The following is a 23,142-nucleotide window of genomic DNA, read 5'->3' on the forward strand; positions in this document are numbered from 1 at the left end:
CCACTAGACCTAATGGACTGAGGTGATAAAAATGGAAGCAATCGTCTTGGCTGCTGGATATTCAAGGCGAGCAAATGCATTTAAAATGACTTTGCCATTGGGGAAAATGTCTGTGCTGGAGCAAACGATTTCTAAATTCGAAGGGATATGCAACAGAGTCATTGTCGTTGCGGGGTATCAACAGGAACTCATCCAAGAGGAAATTAGGGTAATTAACAATAAAAAAGCCTATTCCTTTGAGATAAAGTTTGTTTATAATGAAAATTTTAACCTGGGAATGTTTAGTTCCATCCAAAAAGGATGTACAGAAGTAGATGCCAAAGCCTTCTTTATAACACCCGGAGATTGTCCGCTTGTTAAAAAAGAGACTCTGCAGCTACTGGCGGAACACAATGGGAATATAGTGATTCCAAGTTTTAAATATAATGGTGGTCATCCCATTAAATTATCCTGCGAATTAAAACAAAAAATTCTCGAAACCAATCCAGAAAGTAATTTGCGCATGGTCCTCAATGGTTACGAAAAGGAATACATCAATGTGGATGACCCAGGAGTACTCATGGATGTTGATACGGAGGAGGATTATCAAAAAGCCATTGCGACCGTAGGACCGTAGGGACGATTCTCATGGTCCACTTTAGTCAATAAAAAGAGACCGCGAGAACCGTCTCCATGATCATAAATCATCATTTTGATTTATAAGATTGTAGGAAGAGGTTTATATAAAAATGAGTCGAAGGGTGTTGTTGGCATGAATCTTAAGGACATTAGCACCTCAGTGCCCAGAAAGGACCATAAGGGTAAGGTATCGGGCCAGTTGCCCTATATTAGTGATGTGAAGGTAGAAAATATGGTGTATGGTGTTTTGTTTCGTTCGCCGATTGCATATGGGAAAATCAAATCCATTCAATTACCTGACCTCCCGGAAGGATATGAAGCGGTTGGGGCTGAGCATATCCCCGGTCCGAACTATGTCAAAATTATAAAAGAAGATCAGCCCATTTTTGCCAATGAGTGGGTCAATTATATTGGAGAACCGATTCTCATGCTTGTTGGGGAAAATCTAGATGTCCTGTACCGTTTGTTAGATGAAGTGAAGATTGAATTTGAAGAACATCAGGCTATCTATACCTTAGAGGAAGCCATTAAGCAAAAATCAGCACCTGGGGTTAATATGGCAAACTATGAATTTGGAGAAAGCTTGGACACCATTACTTCGATTGAGCTAAAAGCCCATCAAATCATTGAAGAAGAATATGATACAGGTTATCAGGAACATGTCTACCTTGAGCCACAAGGGATGCTCGCCATTTACAAGGAGGATGAAATCGTCGTCCAGGGGTCGATGCAATGTCTATATTATATAAAAAATGCATTGGTAAACGCTTTAGACTGTGGTGATGATGATGTCAGAGTGGTTCAAAGCCCTACCGGCGGAGGATTTGGCGGCAAAGAAGAATTTCCTTCGATGATGGCGTGTCACGTAGCTGTAGCCGCAAAAGCAGTAAAAAAGTCAGTAATGCTCGTGTTTGACCGTTCTGAGGATATGGTGGTGACCACAAAAAGGCATCCAGCCAAACTCAAGTATCGAACGGCCATAGATAGAGAAGGTAACATTTTGAGCATGTGTATAGAGATTTTTCTAGATGGCGGAGCGAATGTAGGTTTGAGCTCAGTCGTGCTGCAGCGTGCCTTATTAAACAGTGCTGGTGTGTATAAAATTCCACATTTTCATGCAAAAGGCTATGTTTTAAAAACCAATACTGTTCCGAATGGTGCCTTCAGAGGCTTCGGAGCACCTCAAAGCTTCGCTGGAATTGAAAGTCATATTGGTCATCTTAGCAAACTAGCAAACAATGACCCGCTGGAATATAAAAGAAAATACCTTGTTAAACAAGGAGACCCCACGATTACAAAAGGGAATTTCCGTGATCCCATCTTAATGGAAGATATGATTGAAGTTTTGCTAAAAAGCTCCAATTACAAAAAGAAAAAACAGAAATACCACCAGCTCAATCAACAAAATCAGCGTTATAAAAAAGGCATCGGTACATCATTGTTCCTCCATGGCTGTGGATTTACAGGCAGCGGGGAAAGAGATCATATTAAAGCAAAGGTGAAGCTGGCTAAATCAAAAGACGACCAGGTGTCACTTAAAATATCAAATTCTGATATGGGACAAGGCATTTTGACAACGCTGAGTAAAATTGTCGCCAAAGAACTAGACCTCCCATTAGAGAATGTTCTGTATCCATATCCCGATACAAAAGAGGTTCCAGACTCCGGTCCGACTGTTGCCTCCAGAACGACAATGATAGTTGGAAAATTACTTGAACGGGCTGCAAAAAAACTGAAAGCTCAGTGGCAGACTGGGGTGGAACAAGAAGTAACAGAGGACTACGTTCATCGGGAAATGATTCCCTGGAACGAAAAAACCTTTACGGGAGATGCCTACCCTGCATATTCATGGGGCGTGAATATCGTTGAAGTGGAAGTGGATACGTTAACAGGAAATATAAAGCTCGAAAAGGTATTCGCCAATTATGAAGTAGGGAAGGTCATTGATGACCGGGTTATGAAAGGCCAAATTGACGGTGGTTTAGCACAAGGATTAGCATATGGTTATCTAGAAAAGATGACGTCAAAAGAAGGGAAAATCCAACAAAAAAGTATAACCGATTATGGCCCTCCCACTTCATTAGATGTTGTTTCAATCCAAAGCAAGGTGTTTGATAATCCCTATGCCGATGGTCCGTACGGGGCGAAGGGAGCAGGTGAATTAACACTAATTGGCGGCGCCCCAGCAGTCCAAGCGGCGATTGAGGATGCATTGCAAATTCCTTTTCAGCAAATACCGATTACACCAGAAGTCATAATAGAAAGTCTTTATGTGAGAGAAGGTGAACAGGGTTGATTAAATTTACCCTGAATGGAAAAACAATCGAAACAGACGCCCCCGCCACAGTGAGATTGCTAGATTTTATAAGAGAGGAACAACTGTTAATTGGAACGAAGGAAGGCTGTGGGGAAGGAGAATGCGGTGCCTGCAGTGTGTTTGTAAATAACCTCCTGCAAAACAGCTGTCTGATTCCAATTGGATCCATTGAGGGAGCCGATGTTGTTACCATAGAAGGAATTATGGAAAGTGAACAATTTAAGAATCTAGATGAGAGCTATAGCCATGCTGGAGGAGTACAATGCGGCTACTGCATTCCAGGGATGGTTATGGCAAGTGCAGCGTTATTATCGCAAAACCCACATCCGTCAGAGGCTGAAATTCGTGAAGGGATTTCCGGAAATCTGTGCCGATGTACGGGCTACAACATGATTGTGGATGCAATAAACCTCGCAGCGAAAAAAGGGGACGGCTTATGGCAGAAAAAATAATAGCGTATCGGTTCGATTGTTTAGACCAAACCTTAAGCCAATTGAATAAAGAAAACTGTGCAATTATTGCCGGTGGTACCGATGTCATGGTCATGTATAAAAGTCGAAGGGGAGTACCTCCGAAAATCCCGAAACCGATTGTTTTTATAGATCATCTCTCTGAACTGAAAAAGGTATATCAAAACCAAAAGGATCTTCACATCGGAGCCTGCTGTACTTATAGCGAATTACTTGGAAACCCGCTCATTCCTATCGTCTTAAAGAAAGCAATCAAAACGATTGCGGCACCTGCAATTCGTAACAGAGGGACATTGGGAGGAAATGTTTGCAACGCTTCCCCGGCAGGTGACACACTACCTTTATTATACGTTTACAACGCAAAACTCTTGCTTCGCTCTGTAAAAGGAGATCGCATCGTACCAATTAGCGATTTTATTCAAGGGGTGCGAAGGATTCAACGGGAGTCCAATGAAATTCTAGTTGAAATAATCTTGCCGTCCGTACTAGATGATGGCGCACATGTTATTTTTGAAAAAGTAGGCAACCGCAATGCAGATGCCATTGCCAAAGTGGGGTTTGCAGGCTATATCAGGTTAAATGGAGATGGAATTGAGGATGTTCGCTTTGCCTTTGGAGCAGTCGGACCGACAATGATTCGTTCCGTAGCTATTGAAAAAATGCTGCTGGGTAGGACCGTACCTTTAACAGATTCAGACATCGCCCAGGTGGTGGCTGCCTTTGACAAAATCATTAAACCCATTGATGATCAGCGCTCGACAGCTTTATACAGAAAAACCGTCGCCTTAAATCTCCTACGTTATTTCCTTAGTATGAAACAATATCAACCTACTTAATTTTTACAAAAGGGGGGAGCTAGATATGCTATTAATGGAAAAAGTCGCCTTGCTGAATCGTCAAAATGAAACCTTTGCTCTAGCCATGATAATCGAATCAAAGGGCTCAACTCCCAGGCATGTGGGAAAAATGATTGTCTACACTGATGGTTCAATTGAAGGTACGGTTGGCGGGGGCTTGGCTGAACACTATATCATTCAAGAAAGTGTAAAAGCAATTCAACTGTGTAAATCGAAAATTGTTGAATACAAATTGAATAAACATGCAAAAGACGGAATTCAAATGAATTGTGGCGGTACGCTGAGGGTTTTCATTGAAGTCTATACCAGCCGTCCTGAACTCGTTCTCGCTGGAGCCGGTCATCTGGCAGGTGCGTTATCAAAGCTTGCTGATTCTCTTGAATATCCGTATTGCATTGTCGATGATCGCATTGGTTATGCCACTAAGGAACGCTTCCCTAATGCGACGAACCTTTTTATCAACGAGGATATTGGGGAGGCAATGCTCGCTGCCAACCTAAACGAAAAGTCGTATGTAATCATTGTGACAAAGGATCGCGATGATATTGTCTTAAAAACAGCACTACAATTTCCGATTGCCTATGTAGGAATGGTTGCCAGCAAGCGAAAAACCATCACCATTTTTGAAAAATTAAAAAGTGAAGGTGTCACAGAAGAACAGCTTGAGCAGGTACATTCTCCAATTGGACTAGAGATAGGTGCGGAAACAACGGAGGAGATTGCCATTAGTATAATGGGAGAAATCATCAAATTAACCAAAGAAACCAAGCCAGCAAAAATGAAACAATTAACTAGGTAGAATATTCAATGAGTGCCTGTCTTAACGGTGACAGGCACCCTTTTGTAATATATTGTAAAATAAAGCAAAAATAAATTGAACGATATGGCTAACGTAGACGTTCTATCTGTAGTTAATAAAATTATCCAATATAAGTATGATAAATAACGAATAAAGGCGATGAAATGATGAGTAAAGAGTACGAAGTAACGATACCAGGGCAATTTCCGTTAGCCGCAACATTAACCATCCCAGAAGGCAGTAACGAAAAATGTCCTTTAGTTGTGATGGTACACGGAAGTGGTCCAACCGATCGGGATTCCAATGCGAAAGGAATGCCGATGAATATATTTAAGGAATTAAGTGAAGTAGTGGCAGAAGAGGGTTTTGCGAGTATTCGTTATGATAAACGAGGAGTAGGGGCGAGTAAAGGGGACTTTTATGAAACAGGTGTGCAGGATTTAATCGACGACGCACAGGCTGTGTTAGAGTTTGCAAAAAGTCATCCAAACATAGATGCAGAGAGTGTGATTTTACTAGGTCATAGTGAAGGTAGTATTTTAGCGCCTTATGTGAATGAAAAAGTTCCAGTTGAAGGAATTATTCTTCTTGCAGGAACGGCTGAACCACTAGCTGATACCATGACATGGCAGCGTGAGGCAATCATAAATGATGTTAGATCTGTAAAAGGGTTTCAAGGCTGGTTGCTTCGACTATTAAAAGTAGATAAAAAAATCACAAAAATGAATGATGATTTAATCGAGGCACTTCTTGCATCGGATGAGCCGGTTATAAAGTATAAAGGGAAAAAGATAAACGCGAAATGGAATCGAGAGCATATACAATTTGACGTATCACAACCATTACAAAAGGTCACTTGTCCTGTGCTGGCAATTACAGGTACGAAGGATGTAAACGTAAAAGTCAGCGACTTAGAAAAAATCAACTCATTTGTTCAAGGTGAATGTGAGACACATATTATTCAAGATATGACGCATATGCTTCGTAAAACAGATGTTGAATACAGCATAAGCAAAATCTTGAATCATAATAAAAAGTCTCTGAAACAACCCATTGACGCTGAACTAAAAGATATAATTAGGAATTGGTTAAGAACTTGGAAGAGTAGATGTGTTTCTATCGATAAATCCGAAATGCTGGTAAAATGAATCTCCCATTCGTTCATACGATGGGATTTCTTTTTTCTATGCATTTATGCTTAACAGGATTTGGTTTAGAAGTATGAATCAGGGGCAATTCTACTCTGAAAATATTTAATGTATCAGGTATACTTATAGAAGAATGGATTTTTTACATTACATCGGAGGAAGCATCATGGATTTTCAAAAGAAGAAGTTTGTCATCATTTTCCTTACAGCTATAGTGTTAGTTAGTGGAGGAATGATAGGTTACCAGTTTTACCAAAAAGAAAAGAAAGAAGCTGTGATTGAATCTCAACTAAAGGCAGAGAGAGAAGCTATACAAGAGGAGAGTGGATTTGCTGAAACAAAGGTGATTAGTGCGGAAATGAATCCGACAGAAGAGAACATAGAAGCGGCGGAAGAAGCGGTCTATTTATTGCCAGATAGTGAAGAAAAGCTAAATCTCAAGGAACGAGTAGCACTTGTAAAAGAAGAATTTATCAATAATAGAATGGCCAAGGAAGAGGCACGTTTGGCAGAATTGAGAAACGACATTGATCAAGCAAAAATTGCTTTAGGTTTAGATAAATCACCATCCGAAAATGATATAAGCGAGATTCTTCATAATATGACACATCAAAAAGTGCGCTCAGAAGAAAAATGGGGATTTGTTCAAATGACCGAGGTTAACCTTTTAGCAGTAAAGGAAGCTCTTAAGAAGAATCCAGAGTTCAATCAAAATATTGATTATCTTGGGATTGTAACGGAGTGGTTAAATAATGATTTTAGTAATATCGTAGCTGAACATAACACAATTTGGAAAATGAATAAAGGAACAGTTGGAAAAGCATACGGGATCCTAAGTCCAAGTGAAGAACAGGCATTAGTAAAGGAACAATTTGGGGCTCACTAATAGATTCATTCTTTTGTTTAGTGGTGATACACATAATAGTATTATGTTAACTAAATAAAAAATAGGGGAAGAATGAAATGAAGACTCTAAAACTAAATGACTTATTACATATTCGCCAAGAAAATGAATTATGGTTTGCAAACAATGAAAGATCTGTTTTTGTTTCAACCAAAGCTTTCGGAGCAATGCAGCGTGATTTAATTGAAAATATTGGGATTAATCGGATGAAAACCTTTTTCTTTAAATATGGCTATCAATTGGGAGTTGAAGATGCACAAAAGGTGGCTAAAAAAGATTCCTTAAGTTTACTGGAAAAGATCGAATATGGTCCGATTATCCATGCCTTAAAAGGACATGCGAAATCCCACATCACCGAAAAAGAGTTTGAAGTGGAAGGAAACGAATTTAAATCGTTTCGATTTAAAGGGGTTTGGGAAAATTCATATGAAGCGGAACAACATCTTAAAAACTTTGGGATTAGCCAAGGGCCTGTTTGTTATACGTTAACCGGTTATGCCACGGGATATGTTACTGGTGTGGTTGGAGTGGACGTCTTTTTCAAAGAATTGCAATGTCAGGGACAAGGGGCACCGTGTTGTGTTTGGGAAGGGCGTCTTGTTTCGGAATGGAAGGATGAGGCGGAGGAATTCTTTTCTTATAGTAAAGAATTGCCGATTTTGACGGAACTGGAGCAAACAAACGAAAAGCTGATGCTGGAAAAAAATAATCTTGCACTTGTGTCGAAAACATATAATGAGATGACCAATGAGCTGATTAAAGGCAATAACATAGATTCAATTCTCGATATTTTACATAAACAAAATCAATTTCCAATTGTCGTGGAGGATAGTCGTCAACATGTCTTAGCCTGTAAAGGCATTAACCTAGAAGACTTGGAATCTTTAAGAGATACATTTTCTGAGATTCCAGATAAAAAGCAATGTCATTCGAAAGTGGGTATTTTCTCGTTTGAAAAAGGGATTAGTCTGAAGACTCCAATCTACCTTTTAGGCAAGATTGTAGGTTATTGTTCTTTTATATACGAACGAGAAAGAACCCCTAATTATGAGATTGACTCGATGATTCTTGATCGCTTAGCCTCGATTTGCTCGCTTCTGTTTTTAAAGGAAAAAACAGAAGTGGAATCGATGGAACAAGTGAAAGGACATTTTCTTGAAGAAATTATTAGTGGGAAATATTCGCAGCAAGAAATCATGAGGAAAGCGGATTTTATTCAGCTAGATCTATCTGATCATTATCATATTGTGGCATTGACCTACAAGTTTTTAAATACATGTGATGAAAAGGCATTCACGCTTCATAAAAAAACATTTGAAATGGTGTCTACTTACCTTCGAGAAGAAGAAAGCCTCAATGTGTTAATCGGCCAGCGACCTGACACCTTAATTCTTCTGATAACCGAGAAACAAGTCCGTCAGCATAACTTGGAGAAAACGACTCAGGCTTTAGTCTCATTTTTAAAGAAGCATTTAAAAAATGCGCTATTCTTAGCAGGAATAAGTTCGCAAAATAGCAACATCCTTGAAGCTGGGGTTGCAATGGAAGAAGCATGTTCAGCCGTTCGGCAATCCTCTAGGGATGAACCGATCACGCTTTTTAGTGATTTAGGCATGCTTGGAATCTTGATTAATGACCAAAATGAACAAGCAATCAAGAAAATGATTCGCGATCATCTTGGAGTTCTTTACGAAAATCTTGATAAGAATAAACTAGAGTTGATTGAAACGCTCTACCATTTTCTTGACCAAGGTGGAAATTTAGATCAAACAGCGGAAACCCTCGCACTCTCTAAAAGCGGACTTCGTTATCGTCTTAACAAAATTACCGATCTTCTTGATTGTGACTTGCGTGATCCTCAAAGACAATTTCAGCTAATGATGGCGTTAAAGGCATTGAAAATTGTTGAGCATGAAAGAATCAAAAAAATACAAGCAGAGTAAATGGATATTCTTAAACAAGAAATCTAGGAGTTTAAAAAACTTGAAGCCTATTCATTTATGAATTAGCCGGACTACCCACAGGAGTGCAGCCTGTAGGGATGTTCGGCTTTTTTTTACAGAACTGACACAAAGTAGTAGTATTTACTACGTTTTCTATCATCCTGTGTTATTGTTACGAATTTTCAGATAAATTATGATAGTACTAGTGATGGACAGATCAATCACACTTATAATTGCAGGAATCTAAGAATGGAGTTGAAGAAATGTACACAGGTAAAGAATATTTGGAAAGTCTAAATGACGGCAGGGTAGTGTATTTAAACGGAGAAAAAATTAAAGATGTTACAACGCATCCCGCTTATCGAAATTCTGCTCGTTCGTATGCGAGAATGTACGATGCTCTTCATGATCCAGCTACACGTGATATCTTAACAACAACAAGCGAATTTGGCGACAGAACACATAAATTTTTCAAAACTTCTACTAGTTCTCAGGATTTGCTAGAGTCAAGAGATGCCATTGCTCAGTGGGCAAAGCTAAGCTATGGTTTTATGGGAAGAACTCCTGATTACAAAGCATCTTTTACTGGGCACCTAAATGCATTTGGTCATTTTTATGAAGGGTTCGAAGACAACGCAAAAGCATGGTACAAAAAAGCGACAAAAGAAGTACCATTCATTAATCATACCATCATTAATCCACAGGTAGATCGTTCAAAACCTTTACACGAGAATAAAGACGCCTTTGTTCGAGCGGTTGCGGAGCGCGATGACGGCATAATTGTAAGCGGTGCCAAAATGGTTGGGACAGCTTCTGCTTTAACACATTATAACTTTGTTGCGAACTATGGACCGAAAGATTTAGGCGGTGGCGATGATAGTCATGCACTGATCTTCTTTGTGCCAATGAATGCTGAAGGCCTAAGCATGATTAGCCGCCAATCCTATGAATTAAATGCATACAAAACCGGAACGCCATTTGATTATCCGTTATCCAGCCGCTTTGATGAAAATGATGCGGTGATTGTGCTCGATAACGTGTTCATCCCTTGGGAAAATGTGTTGGCTTACCGAAATATTGAAGTATCGAATAACTTCGCAAAAGTAAGCGGTTTCATCCCGCGCTTTACTTTCCATGGTTGTACACGACTCGCCGTTAAGTTGGATTTTATGACCGGGCTGTTATTGAAAGCAACGGAAGGAGCTGGAACGAAAGATTTCCGTGGGGTTCAGGCAAAGATTGGCGAAGTCGTCGCTTTACGAAATATGTTCTGGGGTCTTTCTACCGCAATGGCAACGGATCCTGAAAAAGGGCCAAACGGCTTAGTGATTCCAAACTCTTTCTCAAGTGCTGCGTACCGCGCGTTAGCTCCATTGGCTTGGGTGAAAGTGAAAAATATCTTTGAGCAAGTCGTGGCTGGCGGATTAATACAATTGCCTTCTAGTTCAAAAGATTTCCTCAATGAAGATTTAAAACCTTACTTGGACACGTATTACCGCGGAACAGGAATTTGTGCGGAAGAACGTGTGAAATTATTGAAAATGGTTTGGGATACAATCGGTACAGAGTTTGGCGGCTGTCATGAATTATATGAAGTCAACTATGCTGGAAACCATGAAAACATCAATATGGAAGCGTTATTCCATTTTGAGGCAACAGGTGCTGCGAATCAACAAAAGGCATTCGTTGATTCTGCATTAAACGATTATGACCTTAAGGGTTGGACAAACAAAACGTGGGCAGAGGCTGCTGATAAAGAAGCTGTTAAATCATAAAGCTTTATAGGAGGGAACAGAATGGATGACCGTCAATTTCGCCAAGCTATGGGGAAATTCGCTACGGGTGTCACCGTAATAACAACGGAAGTAGAAGGAGAGGTGCACGGCATGACGGCTAATGCCTTCATGTCGGTCTCTCTTGATCCAAAGTTAGTAGTGATATCCATCGGAGAAAGGGCGCAAATGCTCGAAAGAATCAAGATTTGTAAAAAATTTGCCGTCAATATTTTATCGGGAGAGCAGCAAGAATATTCAATGATCTTTGCTGGTCAGATAAAGGAAAAAAGAGAAATCGATTTCGATCAGCTGGCTGGACTCCCTGTCTTAACAGGAGCCATCGCTCAGGTAGCATGTGAAGTGGTAAATGAACACATCGAAGGAGATCATACATTGTTTATCGGCAGAGTAATCGATATTAAGCTTGAAGAAGGAGAGCCGCTTATGTTCTTTAATGGCCAATATCGCTCTTTTTTGCCTGAAGTTAGTCTCGCTAATAAATAGTCTATTTCAATCAATATAAATAAAAGGGGAATTACTATGACTTCATACCAGGAACCAATTTTTGATGTAGCACAGCTTGCTCACGTAGAGATTCTTTCTCCGAAGCTTGAAAAATCTGTTGAATTTTTTACAAGATTTCTTGGAATGGAAGTAACCGCTCGTTCTGAAAAATCCGTTTATCTCCGTGCTTATGAGGATTTCTATCACAATACATTAATCATTACCGAATCCGAGCAAGCGGGAGTCGGCCATGTTGCTTGGCGTGCCACTTCACCGCAAGCGCTTGAACGTCGTGTAGTGGAAATTGAAAAAACGGGCTTAGGCAAAGGCTGGATTGATGGTGATATCGGACATGGAAGGGCCTACCAATTTACAAATCCAGATGGTCATTTAATGGAAATTCTTTGGGACGTTGAGTATTTCCATGTGGAAGAAGGCCAAAGATCGAAACTATTAAATCGACCATCCAAACGCCCAGATCGAGGTGTGCCGGTTCGCCGCTTAGATCATATTAATCTCATGACTTCGGATCCAGGGGCCGATACGGACTTTATGCTCGACACACTCGGATTTCGATTAAGAGAGCAAATCCAAGATAATGGCCATGTGCTAGGGAGCTGGATTAGTGTTTCCAACCTGGTTCATGAAATTGCCTATATGCAAGAGCCTAACGGAGTACAAGGAAAGCTGCATCATCTTTGCTACTGGTATGGAATTCCTCAAAATCTTTATGATGTGGCAGATTTGCTTAAGGACCATGGTATTAAAATTGAAGTTCCACCGAATAAGCATGGAGTCAGCCAAGCTTTCTGTATGTATGTGATTGAACCAGGCGGAAACCGCATTGAATTATTCGGAGATGCAGGTTATATCATTACGGACCCAGCATGGAAGCCGGTGGTATGGGATATGAAGGATGTTCCTGGCAATGGCGACACTTGGATCGGAACTGAATTCCCACAATCATGGTGGACGCAGGGAACACCGCTCACACCAGTGAAAACAGAGGAAGTCGTGAAGTCTTAATAGTTTGTTAGAAGAAATGCATTAAGAGATCCGTAAATGGTGAACAATGGGGGGAGCTATCTTGGAATTCATTCATGTGACAAGCAACAACCGTGAACAAACTCTTTTACGAACAAAGCCCTGTGTAATGGCTCTAGGTTTTTTTGATGGTGTGCATTTAGGTCATCAGAAGGTGATTAAAGAGGCAAAAAGAGTTTCGGAAGAACAAGAACTCCCTTTGGTCATTATGAGTTTTTTCCCTCATCCGAAAGAGGTCCTTTCAAATGGGAAAAAGATAATCCCTTATCTCATGCCAATGAAGGATAAGCGTAGAATTTTTGAAGAGTTAGGGGTAGATAGTTTTTACTTGATTCAGTTTACCAAAAAATTTGCGAGGTTATCTCCAAGGGAATTTGTTCATACCTATCTTTTGGACTTTGGAGCAAAACAGGTGGTAGCGGGGTTTGATTTTACATATGGACACCGGGGCGAAGGCAATATGGATACCATGAAAAGGGATTCAGATGGAAAAATTGAGGGAGTCAAGGTGGATAGAATTGAGTGGGAAGGCGAAAAAATCAGTTCTACACTCATTCGTCAACTGGTTTTTGCTGGTGAACTGGAAAGGATTCCTTCCTATTTAGGGAATGAATATCAAAGTGAGGGCAGAATTATTTTCCGTAAAAAACATGTGGAGGTAGTACTGCATCCGTATTATTTGATGCCTGCTTCAGGTTGGTATGAAGTCACCGTAAACCTTCACCAAGAGGCGACCACACAAATCGCGGTCGTTCATGAAGGAAGGCTTACTTTACTTTCACCCCAAGGGGGGGTGTTTCCTTTTTATGAATGGGAAAGTGTTCGACTTTCTTGGAAGAAAGTTTTGCCTAAGGGATTTGTTCAACAAGTGAATTCAAAACAGGTCTTAAGCTCCTCTATAGGAGTCTATGAGGAAATCTACCTTTTCCAGTAACCAAGTCTCTCTGAAATTAATTCTCCGGAATGGATTAATTCACTCGCAAAATACTCAATTCTTTGTTTGGAGATTCGTGAACTAGGTCCAACTAGATTAATAGCAGCTATGACTTTTCCTGTATGGTCTCTCACAGGTGCCGATACGGATGTCCGTCCAATGGTATATTCATCGACACTAACGGAATAGCCGTGCTTTAAGATTGTTTTCAACTCTTCTAGGAACCTCTCTGGGTCTGTGATGGTTTTCGGTGTAATAGGATCAAGTCCGTTTTGAATCACCAAATCAACCAAGTGGTTTCCGCTATGAGCAAGAAGAAGCTTTCCTGAACTCGTACAGTGAGCATAATTATGTAATCCTAAGTGTGAGGGTACTTTATTCGAAGTTTTACTTTCGACTTTGTCTAAATAGACCACATGATTTCCATCTAAAATTGCCAGGTGAGCGGTTTCCCCACATTTATTAGCAAGGTCGGTTAAAATCGGACGTGATTCCGTATGTAGATCGATGTTACCTAGGACAATGGAGCTCAATTCAACAACGGAGAGACCTAACTCAAATTTATTGGTCTCTTTATTTTTTTTTACTAAGCCTTCGGAAGCAAGGGTTGTAAGAATCCTTTGGACACTGCTTTTTCCCAATCCAAGCTCTTTCGCAAGCTCACGTACCCCTTTTTGTGGTTGATCCATTTTAAAAGCACGCAGGATTCTAATGGCATTTTTTACAGAAGAGAGAAGCTTTTCTTGTTCTTGTATCATATTTTCCTCCGAATAGTAAAAATTATATAAAAATTTAGAAAGTGTCCCGCATAAAGGGACGCTGTCGTTGTGAGTAGCTTACCATCCCTTTAAGATTAAAGCATACATCAAGTTTTCGACAAAAGAAGAAGAATTTGATACCGAATATAATGAAAACGGTATCATTATTCATTATATTTCGTCAATAAAGTGTGTTCATGGTTTACCAAAACAAAAAATTAAAAAGGTAATTTAGGAGGAACGGACATGACTATTTTTAAAGAACCAATTTTTGATGTTGCACAACTTGCACACGTGGAGATTCTTTCTCCAAAACTAGAACAATCTGTTGAATTTTTTACAAGATTTCTAGGAATGGAGGTAACGGCTCGTTCAGGTGGTTCCGTTTATCTTCGTGCTTATGAAGATTTTTACCATAATACATTAAAAATCACCGAATCAAAAGAAGCGGGAGTCGGCCATGTGGCATGGCGGGCAACGTCCCCGCAAGCCCTAGAGCGCCGTGTAGAAGAAATTGAAAAGACAGGATTAGGAAAAGGCTGGATAGACGGCGATATTGGACATGGAAAAGCTTATCAATTTTCTACTCCTGATGGCCATTTAATGGAAATCCTTTGGAACGTTGAATATTACAATGTTCCAGAACAGCAGCGCTCAAAACTATTAAACCGTCCATCCAAACGCCCAGATCGTGGGGTACCGGTTCGTCGCTTGGATCATATCAATCTTATGACTTCCAATCCCGCAGTTGATACGAACTTTTTAATCGACAATCTTGGCTTCCGTTTAAGAGAGCAAATTCAAGATAACGGTCATGTCCTTGGAAGCTGGATAAGCGTTTCTAATCTTGTTCATGAAATTGCTTATATGCAAGAGCCTAATAGCGTGAAAGGAAAGCTTCATCATCTTTGCTACTGGTATGGCATTCCTCAAAACCTTTATGATGTGGCTGATTTAATGAAAGATCATGGTATCAAGATTGAAGTTCCTCCTAATAAGCATGGAATTTCCCAAGCATTTTGTATGTATGTGATTGAACCAGGCGGCAACCGCATCGAATTGTTTGGAGATGCAGGTTATATCATTACGGATCCAGCTTGGAAACCAGTAATCTGGGAAATGAAAGATGTTCCTGGCAATGGAGATACTTGGATTGGAACCGATTTCCCAGTATCTTGGTGGACGCAAGGAACACCACTTACATCAAGTGAAGTTGTTGAAAAAGAAGTTGTAAAACCTTAATTCTAAGAATACTAGAAAAGCGGGGTGTGAGGTCTTGACGAAAGTAAAAGTAGCAATTTTAGGATCGGGAAATATAGGAACAGACCTGATGTACAAAATTTTAAAAAATGACGGCAACATGGAGTTAGCCTTAGTGACAGGGATTGATTCAAATTCCGAAGGACTAGCAAGAGCAAGGGAAAAGGGAATTGCAACTAGCCATCATGGGATAGAAGCGATATTGGAAGATTCAGAGATTAAGATTGTGTTTGATGCGACAAGTGCAAAAGCCCATAAGCTGAATGCTCCAGTACTAAGAGAACAAGGGAAAGTAGCCGTTGATATGACTCCTGCAGCCATTGGACCGTTTGTCGTGCCAACCGTTAATTTACATGATCATCTTGAAGCGATGAACGTCAACTTGATTTCTTGCGGCGGCCAGGCGACGACACCACTTGTTCATGCTGTCAATCGCATAGTGCAAGTTCATTATGCAGAAGTCATTGCGACAGCGGCAAGTCTATCGATTGGACCAGGAACAAGACAAAATGTCGATGAGTTTGTTCGCACAACGGCAAATGCGGTTCAGCAAATTGGCGGAGCGAGTATAGCAAGAGCCATTCCTGTTTTCAATCCAGCAGAGCCTCCGATTAATATGACGAATTCTGTCTATGCGGTGATTAAAGAAGAGTTTGATGAAGCAGCGGTCATTGAATCGGTTCAATCGATTGCAGCTGAGATTTCGAGCTATGTTCCAGGCTATCGTTTAAAAGGTGCGCCATTTGTTGATTATCGTGAAACTCCATGGGGGCGCTTACCAACAGTGGTCATCATGAATGAAGTGATCGGAGCGGGAGATTTCTTCCCTACCTATGCCGGAAACTTGGATATCATGACTGCATCCGCCTACCGAGTAGGAGATGTATATGCCGGACATTATCTTTCTGCTAAGGAGGTAACACGATGAAGATACCTAGACTGACAGATACAACACTAAGAGATGGCGATCATGCGGTTAGCCATAGTTATACGCCTGAACAGGTGCGGGCGATTGTAAAAGATTTAGATGAAGCCGGTGTGCCTGTTATTGAAGTGAGCCATGGTTCTGGTTTAAACGGTTCGACGATTCAGCAAGGGTTCTCCATTCATTCTGAATATGACTTGATTAAAGTGGCGGTTGAAACCGCGAAACAAGCTAAAATTGCTTCTTTATTCGTTCCGGGGATTGGGACAAGTAAGGAGTTAAGAGAAGCGGCTGAACTTGGCATTTCTGTGCTCCGAATCGCCGTTCATTGTACAGAGGCAGATGTTACGGAGCAGTACTTCCGCTTAGCGAAAGAATTAGGACTTGAAACGGTTGGTTTCCTCATGATGTCTCATACGCAGCCTGCAAGCGTGCTTGCTGAGCAGGCGAAGCTGATGGAATCGTATGGTGCCGATTGCGTTTATGTTGTTGATTCTGCTGGTGCTCTTGTCCAAAGCGGCGTTCGTGAAAGAGTGTCTGCCTTAAAAGAAGCGTTGTCGATTCAAGTCGGTTTCCACGCTCATAATAACCTTGGCTTGGCCATTGGCAATACGATAACGGCGCTTGAAGCGGGTGCGGATCAAATTGACGGAACACTGAGAGGACTAGGAGCGGGAGCTGGAAATGCTCCAACGGAGGTACTAGTTGCAGTGCTTAATAAAATGAACATAGAAACCGGTATCAACTTAGCGATTTTAATGGATGCTGCAGAGGAAAAGATAGCCCCTCTCATGCAGTCTCCCATCGTGATTGATAGAGGCAACTTATCAAGTGGCTATGCCGGAGTTTATAACAGCTTTTTATTACACGTTAAACATGCAGCAGAAAAGTTTGGTGTTGGGGTATCCGAAATTATGCAAGAGCTTGGTAAAAGGCAAGCGGTTGCTGGCCAGGAGGACTGGATTTTAGACGTTGCGGTAGAACTAGCGGAGAAAAAAGGGATAAAAGTATAGTGCTAGATAAGGAGGAAACAGGTGTGTCAATCATTCAAGAAGCCGCCACTCATCTTTTGGAAGCAGAGGAAACGAAGAAGGTTATCGAGCCGTTAACGGTTTCCTATCCAGGGATAACCGTCGATGAAGCGTATCATACACAGTTAGAGGTTATCCGCAGAAAAGTGACAAATGGTGGAATCATCGTTGGGAAAAAAATTGGAGCGACAAGCAAAGCGATTCAAAATATGTTTGGTGTCAACCAGCCGGATTACGGTCACTTATTAGCAGATATGATGTTTGTCGAAGGCGAAGAGATTTCACTAGAACAATATATTCAACCAAAAGTAGAATTTGAAATTGCCTTTATTTTAAAAAAGGATTTAAAAGGTCCAAATGTTTCCATCCTTGATGTCATTGAAGCTACAGATTATATTGTACCGGCAATTGAAGTGATTGATAGCCGGATTGAAGATTGGAAAATCAAGTTTGAAGACACAGTCGCAGACAATGGATCTTCTGCAAGTGCAATTATTGGCGGGAAACCAACAAAGCTTGATGGCTTAGATCTTACCCTGATCGGTATGGTCGCTTACCGAAATGGAGAAATGATTGATTCAGGAGCAGGGGCAGCCGTCCTTGGTAATCCACTGCGTTCGGTTGCATGGCTGGCGAATTCATTAGGTAAGTACGATGTCACCCTAAAGGCAGGGGAAATTATCCTTTCAGGTGCATTAACAAGTGCAATTGAAGTGAAGGAAAATGATACATTTACGGCTGAATTTGCCCATATTGGTTCAGTCACGGCTTCTTTTAAAAAATAAAATGAAATCACGAGAGGCGGGGGTTTTCCCCCTCGCTAATCGGTGCGATTATCAAAAGAAACTAGGTGATAACATGATTAAGACGGATATAATCGATCAAATAGCTTTTGAACTTTTCGAGGCGGAAAAACAGAAAAAAGCAGTGAATAAGTTTGTTGACGCCTATCCTGAACTGGACGAAGCGTTAGCTTATAAAGTACAAGAACGCTTACTCGAAATGAAGTGCAAAGAAGAACACACAAAAAGGATAGGCCTGAAACTTGGATTAACGAGCAAAGCAAAACAAGAGATGATGGGTGTTCACGAACCATCTTACGGGGTTTTGCTTGAAAGCATGCAGCTGTTTGAAGGGGAAAAGATTTCGCTTTCACCTTTCATCCATCCAAAGTTGGAGCCAGAAATTGCTTTTATTTTTAACAAAGAGTTGAAAGGGCCGCATGTAACAGTAGCGGATGTTCTTCATGCAACTGAATATATTGCGCCTGCTGTTGAAATCATTGATAGCCGCTTCCATGGGTTCAGCTTTACCTTAGCAGATGCGGTGGCAGATAATTCATCATCTTCCCGCTTTATTATTGGTGAAAGATTCTATTCACCGGAAAATTTCGATTTGAAATTGATGGGAATGGTGTTTAAACAAAACGGAGAAGTCGTTGCGACAGGTGCAGGTGCAGCGGTAATGGGACATCCTGCGCGAGCAATTGCCTGGTTAGCCAATCGGTTGTATAAAGTTGGTCAGAGTATTAAACCAGGAGAAGTCGTGTTAAGCGGCTCCTTATCCGCGGCAATTAAAATCGAAGCCGGTGACCATTTCTCGGCAAGCTTTGACGGACTTGGCTCAGTTGAGGCTATATTCATGGAATAAACATCGTGGCGAAGGGAGAGTGCTATTATGCCATTTATTCAGATTAATATACTTAAAGGAAGATCGCCTGAAAAAAAGGAACGATTAATCAGAGAAGTTTCTGACTTGGTATCAGATGTGTTAGAGGCTCCCGTTCAAAGTGTACGTGTGATGATCAATGAACTAGAACCTGAACATTGGGGCATTGCGGGCGAATCAGTTAAGAAGCGAAATGAGGTTTCAAAATGACAAACGTTCAAACCGGAGTTAGAGAAGTTGGTCTTTATATAAACGGGGAATATATAAAAGCTAGCAATGGTGCTACTTTTGAAGTGAAAAATCCTGCTACACAGGAGGTTATTGCAAGAGTCAGTGAAGCCACACAAGAAGATGTGGATCGTGCTTGCCGTATTGCGCGGGATGCTTTTGAAAATGGCCCGTGGAGAACCATGACAGTAGCAGAGCGTTGTGCAAAGCTTCGTCGTATGGCTGAAATCATCCTTGAACGAAAAGAGGAAATCGCACGCTTAGATGCGACCGATGTAGGAAAACCATTTCATTCTGCGGTCCAGCATGAAGTTCCACGTTCAGCCAACAACATCAAATTCTTTGCTGACTTCATGGAGCAGCAAGGCGGTGAAGTGTACCCCATGGGCGAAGAGTATTTAAACTATACTCGCTACGAACCAGTTGGAGTAGCTGCACTCATTACGCCTTGGAATGTTCCATTTATGCTGACTACTTGGAAACTTGGTCCATGTCTTGCTGCAGGCAACACAGCAGTTATTAAACCAGCTGAAATGACTCCGCTTTCTGTTTCACTTCTTGGAGAAATAGCGAAGGAAGCAGGAATTCCAGATGGCGTAGTCAATGTGGTTCATGGTCTAGGCGGTGTTGTTGGAACGGCTCTCTCGACCCATCCGGAAGTAGATCTTGTTTCCTTCACGGGCTCGACGGCGACTGGAAAGCGAATTATGAAAAGCGGCGCCGACACGTTAAAAAAGGTTTCGTTTGAGTTAGGTGGTAAAGCAGCAAATATCGTGTTCGAAGATGCCAATCTTGATAAAGCGATTCCTGTATCGATTCATGCAGCATTCATGAATTCCGGTCAAATCTGTCTTGCAGGGTCAAGAATCTTGGTGCAACGGACGATTTTAGATGAGTTCCTTACAAGATTTAAGAAAGCAGCAATGGAACTAAAAGTCGGTGATCCACAAAATGTGGAAATCAAAATGGGACCAGTTGTGAGTGAAGAGCATTATAAAAAGGTAACAAGCTATCTTGAGATTGCTAAAGAAGAAAATGCGACATTAATATGTGGTGGAAAGCGCCCGAATCTGCCTGAATATCTACAAAATGGTTATTATTTGGAGCCTACAGTCTATTTAACTGAAGATTCGAAGTCTAGAATTTGCCAGGAAGAAATCTTTGGACCTATTGTGACCATCATTCCGTTTGATACGGAAGAAGAAGCTCTGCGAATTGCCAATGATACCGACTACGGATTGAACGGAGTTGTATGGACAGAAAATCTCCAGCGTGCTCACCGTATTTCACATTCTGTACGTGCCGGTACAATATGGGTGAACTGCTGGTTCGTTCGTGATCTTCGTGCTCCATTCGGCGGCTTCAAGAAGAGCGGTGTCGGACGTGAAGGCGGCCATCACAGCTTGGAATTTTTCACTGAAGCGAAAAATATTTGTATCGCATTAAAATAAATTCGGGGATTTTATAAAGATATGAAAAGTATAGAGGGAAAGGGGCATAGATGCATTTTAAACTATGAGCCTTTCCTACATTTTTAATAAAAAGGAATAGATTGATAAAAGGGGAGGGAGTTTGATTTTATGATGAGTGATTTTAAGTCTAAATTTCCAAATCTCTTTAAAGCAACCGTTTTTGGATCTGCTTTATCGATGATGGCTGGCTGCTCGGCGAACTTTTCCGGTGAAAGAGTAGTAAAGGCGGATTCGAATTCAGATAAATCAGCCAATAATAAGAAGCCCGTAAAGGAAGAGGCACAAGGGGAAAAAACAAATGTAATCTACATTGTTTTGGATGACTCGGGTTATTCAGATTTAGGTGCCTACGGTTCAGAAATTAAGACCCCGAACATTGATCGATTAGCTGAAAATGGAATTCGGTACAATAACTTTCATGTGACGCCAGTTTGTTCGCCAACAAGGGCCTCGTTGTTAACAGGAAGAAACAGTCATGCTGTAGGAATGGGACATGTTTCCAACTTTGACTTTGGTCCAAGCTTTCCAAATCGAAGAGGAGAACTTGTCCCTGAAGCGGGAACCGTAGCCGAAGTACTCTCTGAAAACAATTTTACGAACTACGCACTTGGGAAGTGGCATATCCTTCCAACAGCAGAAGTTTCGCCTGCTGGGCCCTATCATAACTGGCCATTGGGAAAGGGATTCCATCGTTATTTTGGAAATCTAGAAGATTCCTCAGATCAATATCGTCCAGAGCTTGTAGAAGACAATTCGCATATTGAAACGCCTATCAATGAAGACTTTCATTATTCTAAAGCAATTGTAGAAAAGGGCAATCAGTATATTATTGACCACGTTTCTACTCAACCAGAGAAACCATTTTTTATGTACCTGGGATTTGGGGCACAACATATGCCACACCAGGTACCACAAGAATACATAGACCAGTACGATGGGGTTTATGATCAAGGCTGGGAGAAGGTACGTGAAGAGCGTTTTGAAAGACAAAAGGAAATCGGTCTTATTCCTAAGGATGCTGAATTAGCTCCGCCAAACCCAGGCGTTCAACCTTGGGATGAACTGTCGAAGGATCAGAAGGAAGTGTATACGCGTTTCATGGAAACGTATGCTGGATTCTTAACGCATACGGATGAACAAGTTGGAAAAATGGTGGATGTTTTAGAGAAAACCGGGGAACTAGACGATACAATGATTGTGCTAATATCGGATAACGGTGCCAGTTCAATTGGCGGTTCGAATGGTGCTACAAACCAAGCAATTGCGTACAATGCGATGCAAGAAGATTTTGAAACGGTGCAAGCAAAGCTTGATGAAATCGGTGGGGATTCTACAAATGCGGATTATCCTGCTGGCTGGGCACAAGTGAGCAATACGCCATTTAAAAGTGTGAAAAGTACAACATATGCAGGTGGAATTAGGACACCAATGATTGTACATTGGCCTGCAGGAATCGAAGATGAAGAGGAAGGAAAAGTAAGATCTCAGTTTACGCATGTGAGTGATATTACGGCTACGGTTTATGATGTGCTTGGAATCAACTCGCCTAAGACCCTAAAAGGAGTCAACCAAATGCCGGTCACTGGGACAAGCTTTGCATATACTTTCAAAGATGGCAATGCCAAGTCTAAAAAGAAAACACAATATTTTGAAATTACTGGAAATCGCACCATCTATCATGAGGGCTGGAAAGCGATTGCCTTCCATAAAAAAGGTCAGCCGTTTGAAGACGATGATTGGGAGCTATACCATGTGGATGAAGATTTTTCGGAACTGAATAATCTTGCAGACGAAGAACCAAAGCGATTGGAAAAGCTAATTAAAATATGGGAGAAGGAAGCTAAGGAAAATAATGTCCTTCCACTTACTGAACATTTTCTCAATTCATTAGCGAATCTGCCGGAAGATTCACCGAGAGCAAGAAAAACGTTCACTTTTTATCCAGAAATGACACATTTAAGTGAATCGGCAGCACCTTTCACAATCAATCGTTCATACGAGATTACGATACCGTTCGAATATAAACAAGGTGATCAAGGGGTATTATTAGCGCTTGGAAATGATAAGAGTGGATATACATTCTATGTTAAAAACAATCATTTAATCTATGAACATAATTCTGGTTTTGCTCGATATAAAATTGTTTCTGATAAAGACCTTACGGATGGAAAGATGACATTGCGTTTCCAATTTGATAAAACAATTAATAATGAAGGTACGGGCACCCTCTATGTCAATGACGAAAATGTTGGGAAGATTCAGATCAAATTGCTGCCTTTCAAAGTATCCTTTGAAGGCTTAGATATTGGGGAAGATTCGCTGTACCCAGTGAGCCCTGAATACAAAAACCAAGGGAGATTCCCTTATACAGGAAGCATTGAGAAAGCCGTTTATTCATTTGAAGAAGCAGCCGTGGTTACGATTCCATAAATTAAGAAGGAATTAAGGGGTACAAAGGCGAATGTCTTTGTACCTTGTCCATTAGGA

At 41.0% G+C, this 23,142-nt stretch carries 21 protein-coding genes; 20 read left to right on the forward strand and 1 reads right to left on the reverse strand.

What is annotated here, in order from left to right; genetic code table 11:
* The first annotated feature begins 31 nt into the window (after positions 1-31).
* The 12 genes from M3189_RS05595 (at position 32) to M3189_RS05650 (ending at position 13,313) form a co-directional block, all read left to right on the forward strand.
* Positions 32-616, forward strand: coding sequence for a nucleotidyltransferase family protein (locus tag M3189_RS05595; protein WP_251632783.1), 585 nt, complete (start codon positions 32-34; stop codon positions 614-616).
* Positions 617-751: 135 nt separating this feature from the next.
* Positions 752-2,914, forward strand: coding sequence for a xanthine dehydrogenase family protein molybdopterin-binding subunit (locus M3189_RS05600; RefSeq protein ID WP_251632784.1), 2,163 nt, complete (start codon positions 752-754; stop codon positions 2,912-2,914).
* Entirely contained in the window at positions 2,911-3,387 is a 477-nt protein-coding gene (locus M3189_RS05605; protein ID WP_251632785.1) for a (2Fe-2S)-binding protein, read from the forward strand. Before M3189_RS05600 ends, M3189_RS05605 begins: the two co-directional genes overlap by 4 nt.
* Entirely contained in the window at positions 3,372-4,241 is an 870-nt protein-coding gene (locus tag M3189_RS05610; RefSeq protein ID WP_251632786.1) for an FAD binding domain-containing protein, read from the forward strand. The genes M3189_RS05605 and M3189_RS05610 overlap by 16 nt, the downstream gene beginning before the upstream one ends.
* A 25-nt stretch (positions 4,242-4,266) precedes the next feature.
* Positions 4,267-5,061, forward strand: a complete 795-nt coding sequence (locus M3189_RS05615; protein ID WP_251632787.1) for an XdhC family protein — start codon at positions 4,267-4,269, stop codon at positions 5,059-5,061.
* A 167-nt stretch (positions 5,062-5,228) separates the two neighbouring features.
* Positions 5,229-6,209: an alpha/beta hydrolase family protein gene (locus tag M3189_RS05620; RefSeq protein ID WP_251632788.1), complete on the forward strand. Its 981-nt coding sequence runs from the start codon at positions 5,229-5,231 to the stop codon at positions 6,207-6,209.
* A 166-nt stretch (positions 6,210-6,375) separates the two neighbouring features.
* Positions 6,376-7,095 carry a DUF6241 domain-containing protein gene (locus tag M3189_RS05625; protein WP_251632789.1) on the forward strand — a complete coding sequence of 240 codons (720 nt, stop codon included), beginning with the start codon at positions 6,376-6,378 and terminating at the stop codon, positions 7,093-7,095.
* Between the two features lie 77 nt (positions 7,096-7,172).
* Positions 7,173-9,056 (forward strand): helix-turn-helix domain-containing protein, encoded by a 1,884-nt coding sequence (locus M3189_RS05630; protein WP_251632790.1) that lies wholly within the window; start codon positions 7,173-7,175, stop codon positions 9,054-9,056.
* A gap of 263 nt (positions 9,057-9,319) precedes the next feature.
* On the forward strand, positions 9,320-10,831 hold the full coding sequence (locus tag M3189_RS05635) for a 4-hydroxyphenylacetate 3-hydroxylase family protein (RefSeq protein WP_251632791.1): 1,512 nt from the start codon (positions 9,320-9,322) through the stop codon (positions 10,829-10,831).
* 21 nt (positions 10,832-10,852) lie between these two features.
* Entirely contained in the window at positions 10,853-11,335 is a 483-nt protein-coding gene (locus M3189_RS05640; RefSeq protein ID WP_251632792.1) for a flavin reductase family protein, read from the forward strand.
* Positions 11,336-11,371: 36 nt separating this feature from the next.
* Positions 11,372-12,361 (forward strand): catechol 2,3-dioxygenase, encoded by a 990-nt coding sequence (locus M3189_RS05645; protein ID WP_251632793.1) that lies wholly within the window; start codon positions 11,372-11,374, stop codon positions 12,359-12,361.
* Positions 12,362-12,422: 61 nt separating this feature from the next.
* Positions 12,423-13,313 carry an FAD synthetase family protein gene (locus M3189_RS05650; protein ID WP_251632794.1) on the forward strand — a complete coding sequence of 297 codons (891 nt, stop codon included), beginning with the start codon at positions 12,423-12,425 and terminating at the stop codon, positions 13,311-13,313.
* On the opposite strand, the gene M3189_RS05655 is transcribed toward M3189_RS05650, so the two are convergent.
* Positions 13,298-14,071, reverse strand: a complete 774-nt coding sequence (locus M3189_RS05655) for an IclR family transcriptional regulator (protein WP_251632795.1) — start codon at positions 14,069-14,071, stop codon at positions 13,298-13,300. The two genes, M3189_RS05650 and M3189_RS05655, sit on opposite strands and share 16 nt — an antisense overlap.
* Positions 14,072-14,317: 246 nt before the next feature.
* On the opposite strand from M3189_RS05655, the gene M3189_RS05660 reads away from it, so the two are divergent.
* The 8 genes from M3189_RS05660 (at position 14,318) to M3189_RS05695 (ending at position 23,085) form a co-directional block, all read left to right on the forward strand.
* Entirely contained in the window at positions 14,318-15,313 is a 996-nt protein-coding gene (locus tag M3189_RS05660) for a catechol 2,3-dioxygenase (protein ID WP_251632796.1), read from the forward strand.
* Positions 15,314-15,347: 34 nt separating this feature from the next.
* A complete protein-coding gene (locus tag M3189_RS05665) occupies positions 15,348-16,259 on the forward strand; it encodes an acetaldehyde dehydrogenase (acetylating) (RefSeq protein ID WP_251632797.1) in 912 nt (303 codons plus the stop codon).
* Positions 16,256-17,269, forward strand: a complete 1,014-nt coding sequence (dmpG, locus tag M3189_RS05670; protein WP_251632798.1) for a 4-hydroxy-2-oxovalerate aldolase — start codon at positions 16,256-16,258, stop codon at positions 17,267-17,269. Before M3189_RS05665 ends, dmpG begins: the two co-directional genes overlap by 4 nt.
* 23 nt (positions 17,270-17,292) lie before the next feature.
* Positions 17,293-18,072: a 2-keto-4-pentenoate hydratase gene (locus M3189_RS05675; RefSeq protein WP_251632799.1), complete on the forward strand. Its 780-nt coding sequence runs from the start codon at positions 17,293-17,295 to the stop codon at positions 18,070-18,072.
* Between the two features lie 73 nt (positions 18,073-18,145).
* Positions 18,146-18,937, forward strand: a complete 792-nt coding sequence (locus M3189_RS05680) for a 2-keto-4-pentenoate hydratase (RefSeq protein ID WP_251632800.1) — start codon at positions 18,146-18,148, stop codon at positions 18,935-18,937.
* 27 nt (positions 18,938-18,964) lie between these two features.
* Entirely contained in the window at positions 18,965-19,165 is a 201-nt protein-coding gene (locus M3189_RS05685) for a 2-hydroxymuconate tautomerase (RefSeq protein ID WP_251632801.1), read from the forward strand.
* Entirely contained in the window at positions 19,162-20,634 is a 1,473-nt protein-coding gene (locus M3189_RS05690; RefSeq protein ID WP_251632802.1) for an aldehyde dehydrogenase, read from the forward strand. Before M3189_RS05685 ends, M3189_RS05690 begins: the two co-directional genes overlap by 4 nt.
* A gap of 132 nt (positions 20,635-20,766) precedes the next feature.
* A complete protein-coding gene (locus tag M3189_RS05695; RefSeq protein ID WP_251632803.1) occupies positions 20,767-23,085 on the forward strand; it encodes an arylsulfatase in 2,319 nt (772 codons plus the stop codon).
* Positions 23,086-23,142 lie beyond the last annotated feature (57 nt).

Origin of the sequence: Neobacillus niacini, from assembly GCF_023715415.1 — a bacterium.
Taxonomy (GTDB): Bacteria; Bacillota; Bacilli; order Bacillales; family Cytobacillaceae; genus Neobacillus; species Neobacillus niacini_C.

What these genes read in the sequence shown, in the direction of transcription:
- M3189_RS05610 (WP_251632786.1), top strand. Translation starts at nt 3,372, where the DNA reads ATGGCAGAAAAAATAATAGCGTATCGGTTCGATTGTTTAGACCAAACC.
- dmpG (WP_251632798.1), top strand. Translation starts at nt 16,256, where the DNA reads ATGAAGATACCTAGACTGACAGATACAACACTAAGAGATGGCGATCAT.
- M3189_RS05645 (WP_251632793.1), top strand. Translation starts at nt 11,372, where the DNA reads ATGACTTCATACCAGGAACCAATTTTTGATGTAGCACAGCTTGCTCAC.
- M3189_RS05685 (WP_251632801.1), top strand. Translation starts at nt 18,965, where the DNA reads ATGCCATTTATTCAGATTAATATACTTAAAGGAAGATCGCCTGAAAAA.
- M3189_RS05620 (WP_251632788.1), top strand. Translation starts at nt 5,229, where the DNA reads ATGAGTAAAGAGTACGAAGTAACGATACCAGGGCAATTTCCGTTAGCC.
- M3189_RS05635 (WP_251632791.1), top strand. Translation starts at nt 9,320, where the DNA reads ATGTACACAGGTAAAGAATATTTGGAAAGTCTAAATGACGGCAGGGTA.
- M3189_RS05630 (WP_251632790.1), top strand. Translation starts at nt 7,173, where the DNA reads ATGAAGACTCTAAAACTAAATGACTTATTACATATTCGCCAAGAAAAT.
- M3189_RS05615 (WP_251632787.1), top strand. Translation starts at nt 4,267, where the DNA reads ATGCTATTAATGGAAAAAGTCGCCTTGCTGAATCGTCAAAATGAAACC.
- M3189_RS05625 (WP_251632789.1), top strand. Translation starts at nt 6,376, where the DNA reads ATGGATTTTCAAAAGAAGAAGTTTGTCATCATTTTCCTTACAGCTATA.
- M3189_RS05655 (WP_251632795.1), bottom strand. Translation starts at nt 14,071, where the DNA reads ATGATACAAGAACAAGAAAAGCTTCTCTCTTCTGTAAAAAATGCCATT.
- M3189_RS05660 (WP_251632796.1), top strand. Translation starts at nt 14,318, where the DNA reads ATGACTATTTTTAAAGAACCAATTTTTGATGTTGCACAACTTGCACAC.
- M3189_RS05595 (WP_251632783.1), top strand. Translation starts at nt 32, where the DNA reads ATGGAAGCAATCGTCTTGGCTGCTGGATATTCAAGGCGAGCAAATGCA.
- M3189_RS05680 (WP_251632800.1), top strand. Translation starts at nt 18,146, where the DNA reads ATGATTAAGACGGATATAATCGATCAAATAGCTTTTGAACTTTTCGAG.
- M3189_RS05695 (WP_251632803.1), top strand. Translation starts at nt 20,767, where the DNA reads ATGAGTGATTTTAAGTCTAAATTTCCAAATCTCTTTAAAGCAACCGTT.
- M3189_RS05640 (WP_251632792.1), top strand. Translation starts at nt 10,853, where the DNA reads ATGGATGACCGTCAATTTCGCCAAGCTATGGGGAAATTCGCTACGGGT.
- M3189_RS05690 (WP_251632802.1), top strand. Translation starts at nt 19,162, where the DNA reads ATGACAAACGTTCAAACCGGAGTTAGAGAAGTTGGTCTTTATATAAAC.
- M3189_RS05600 (WP_251632784.1), top strand. Translation starts at nt 752, where the DNA reads ATGAATCTTAAGGACATTAGCACCTCAGTGCCCAGAAAGGACCATAAG.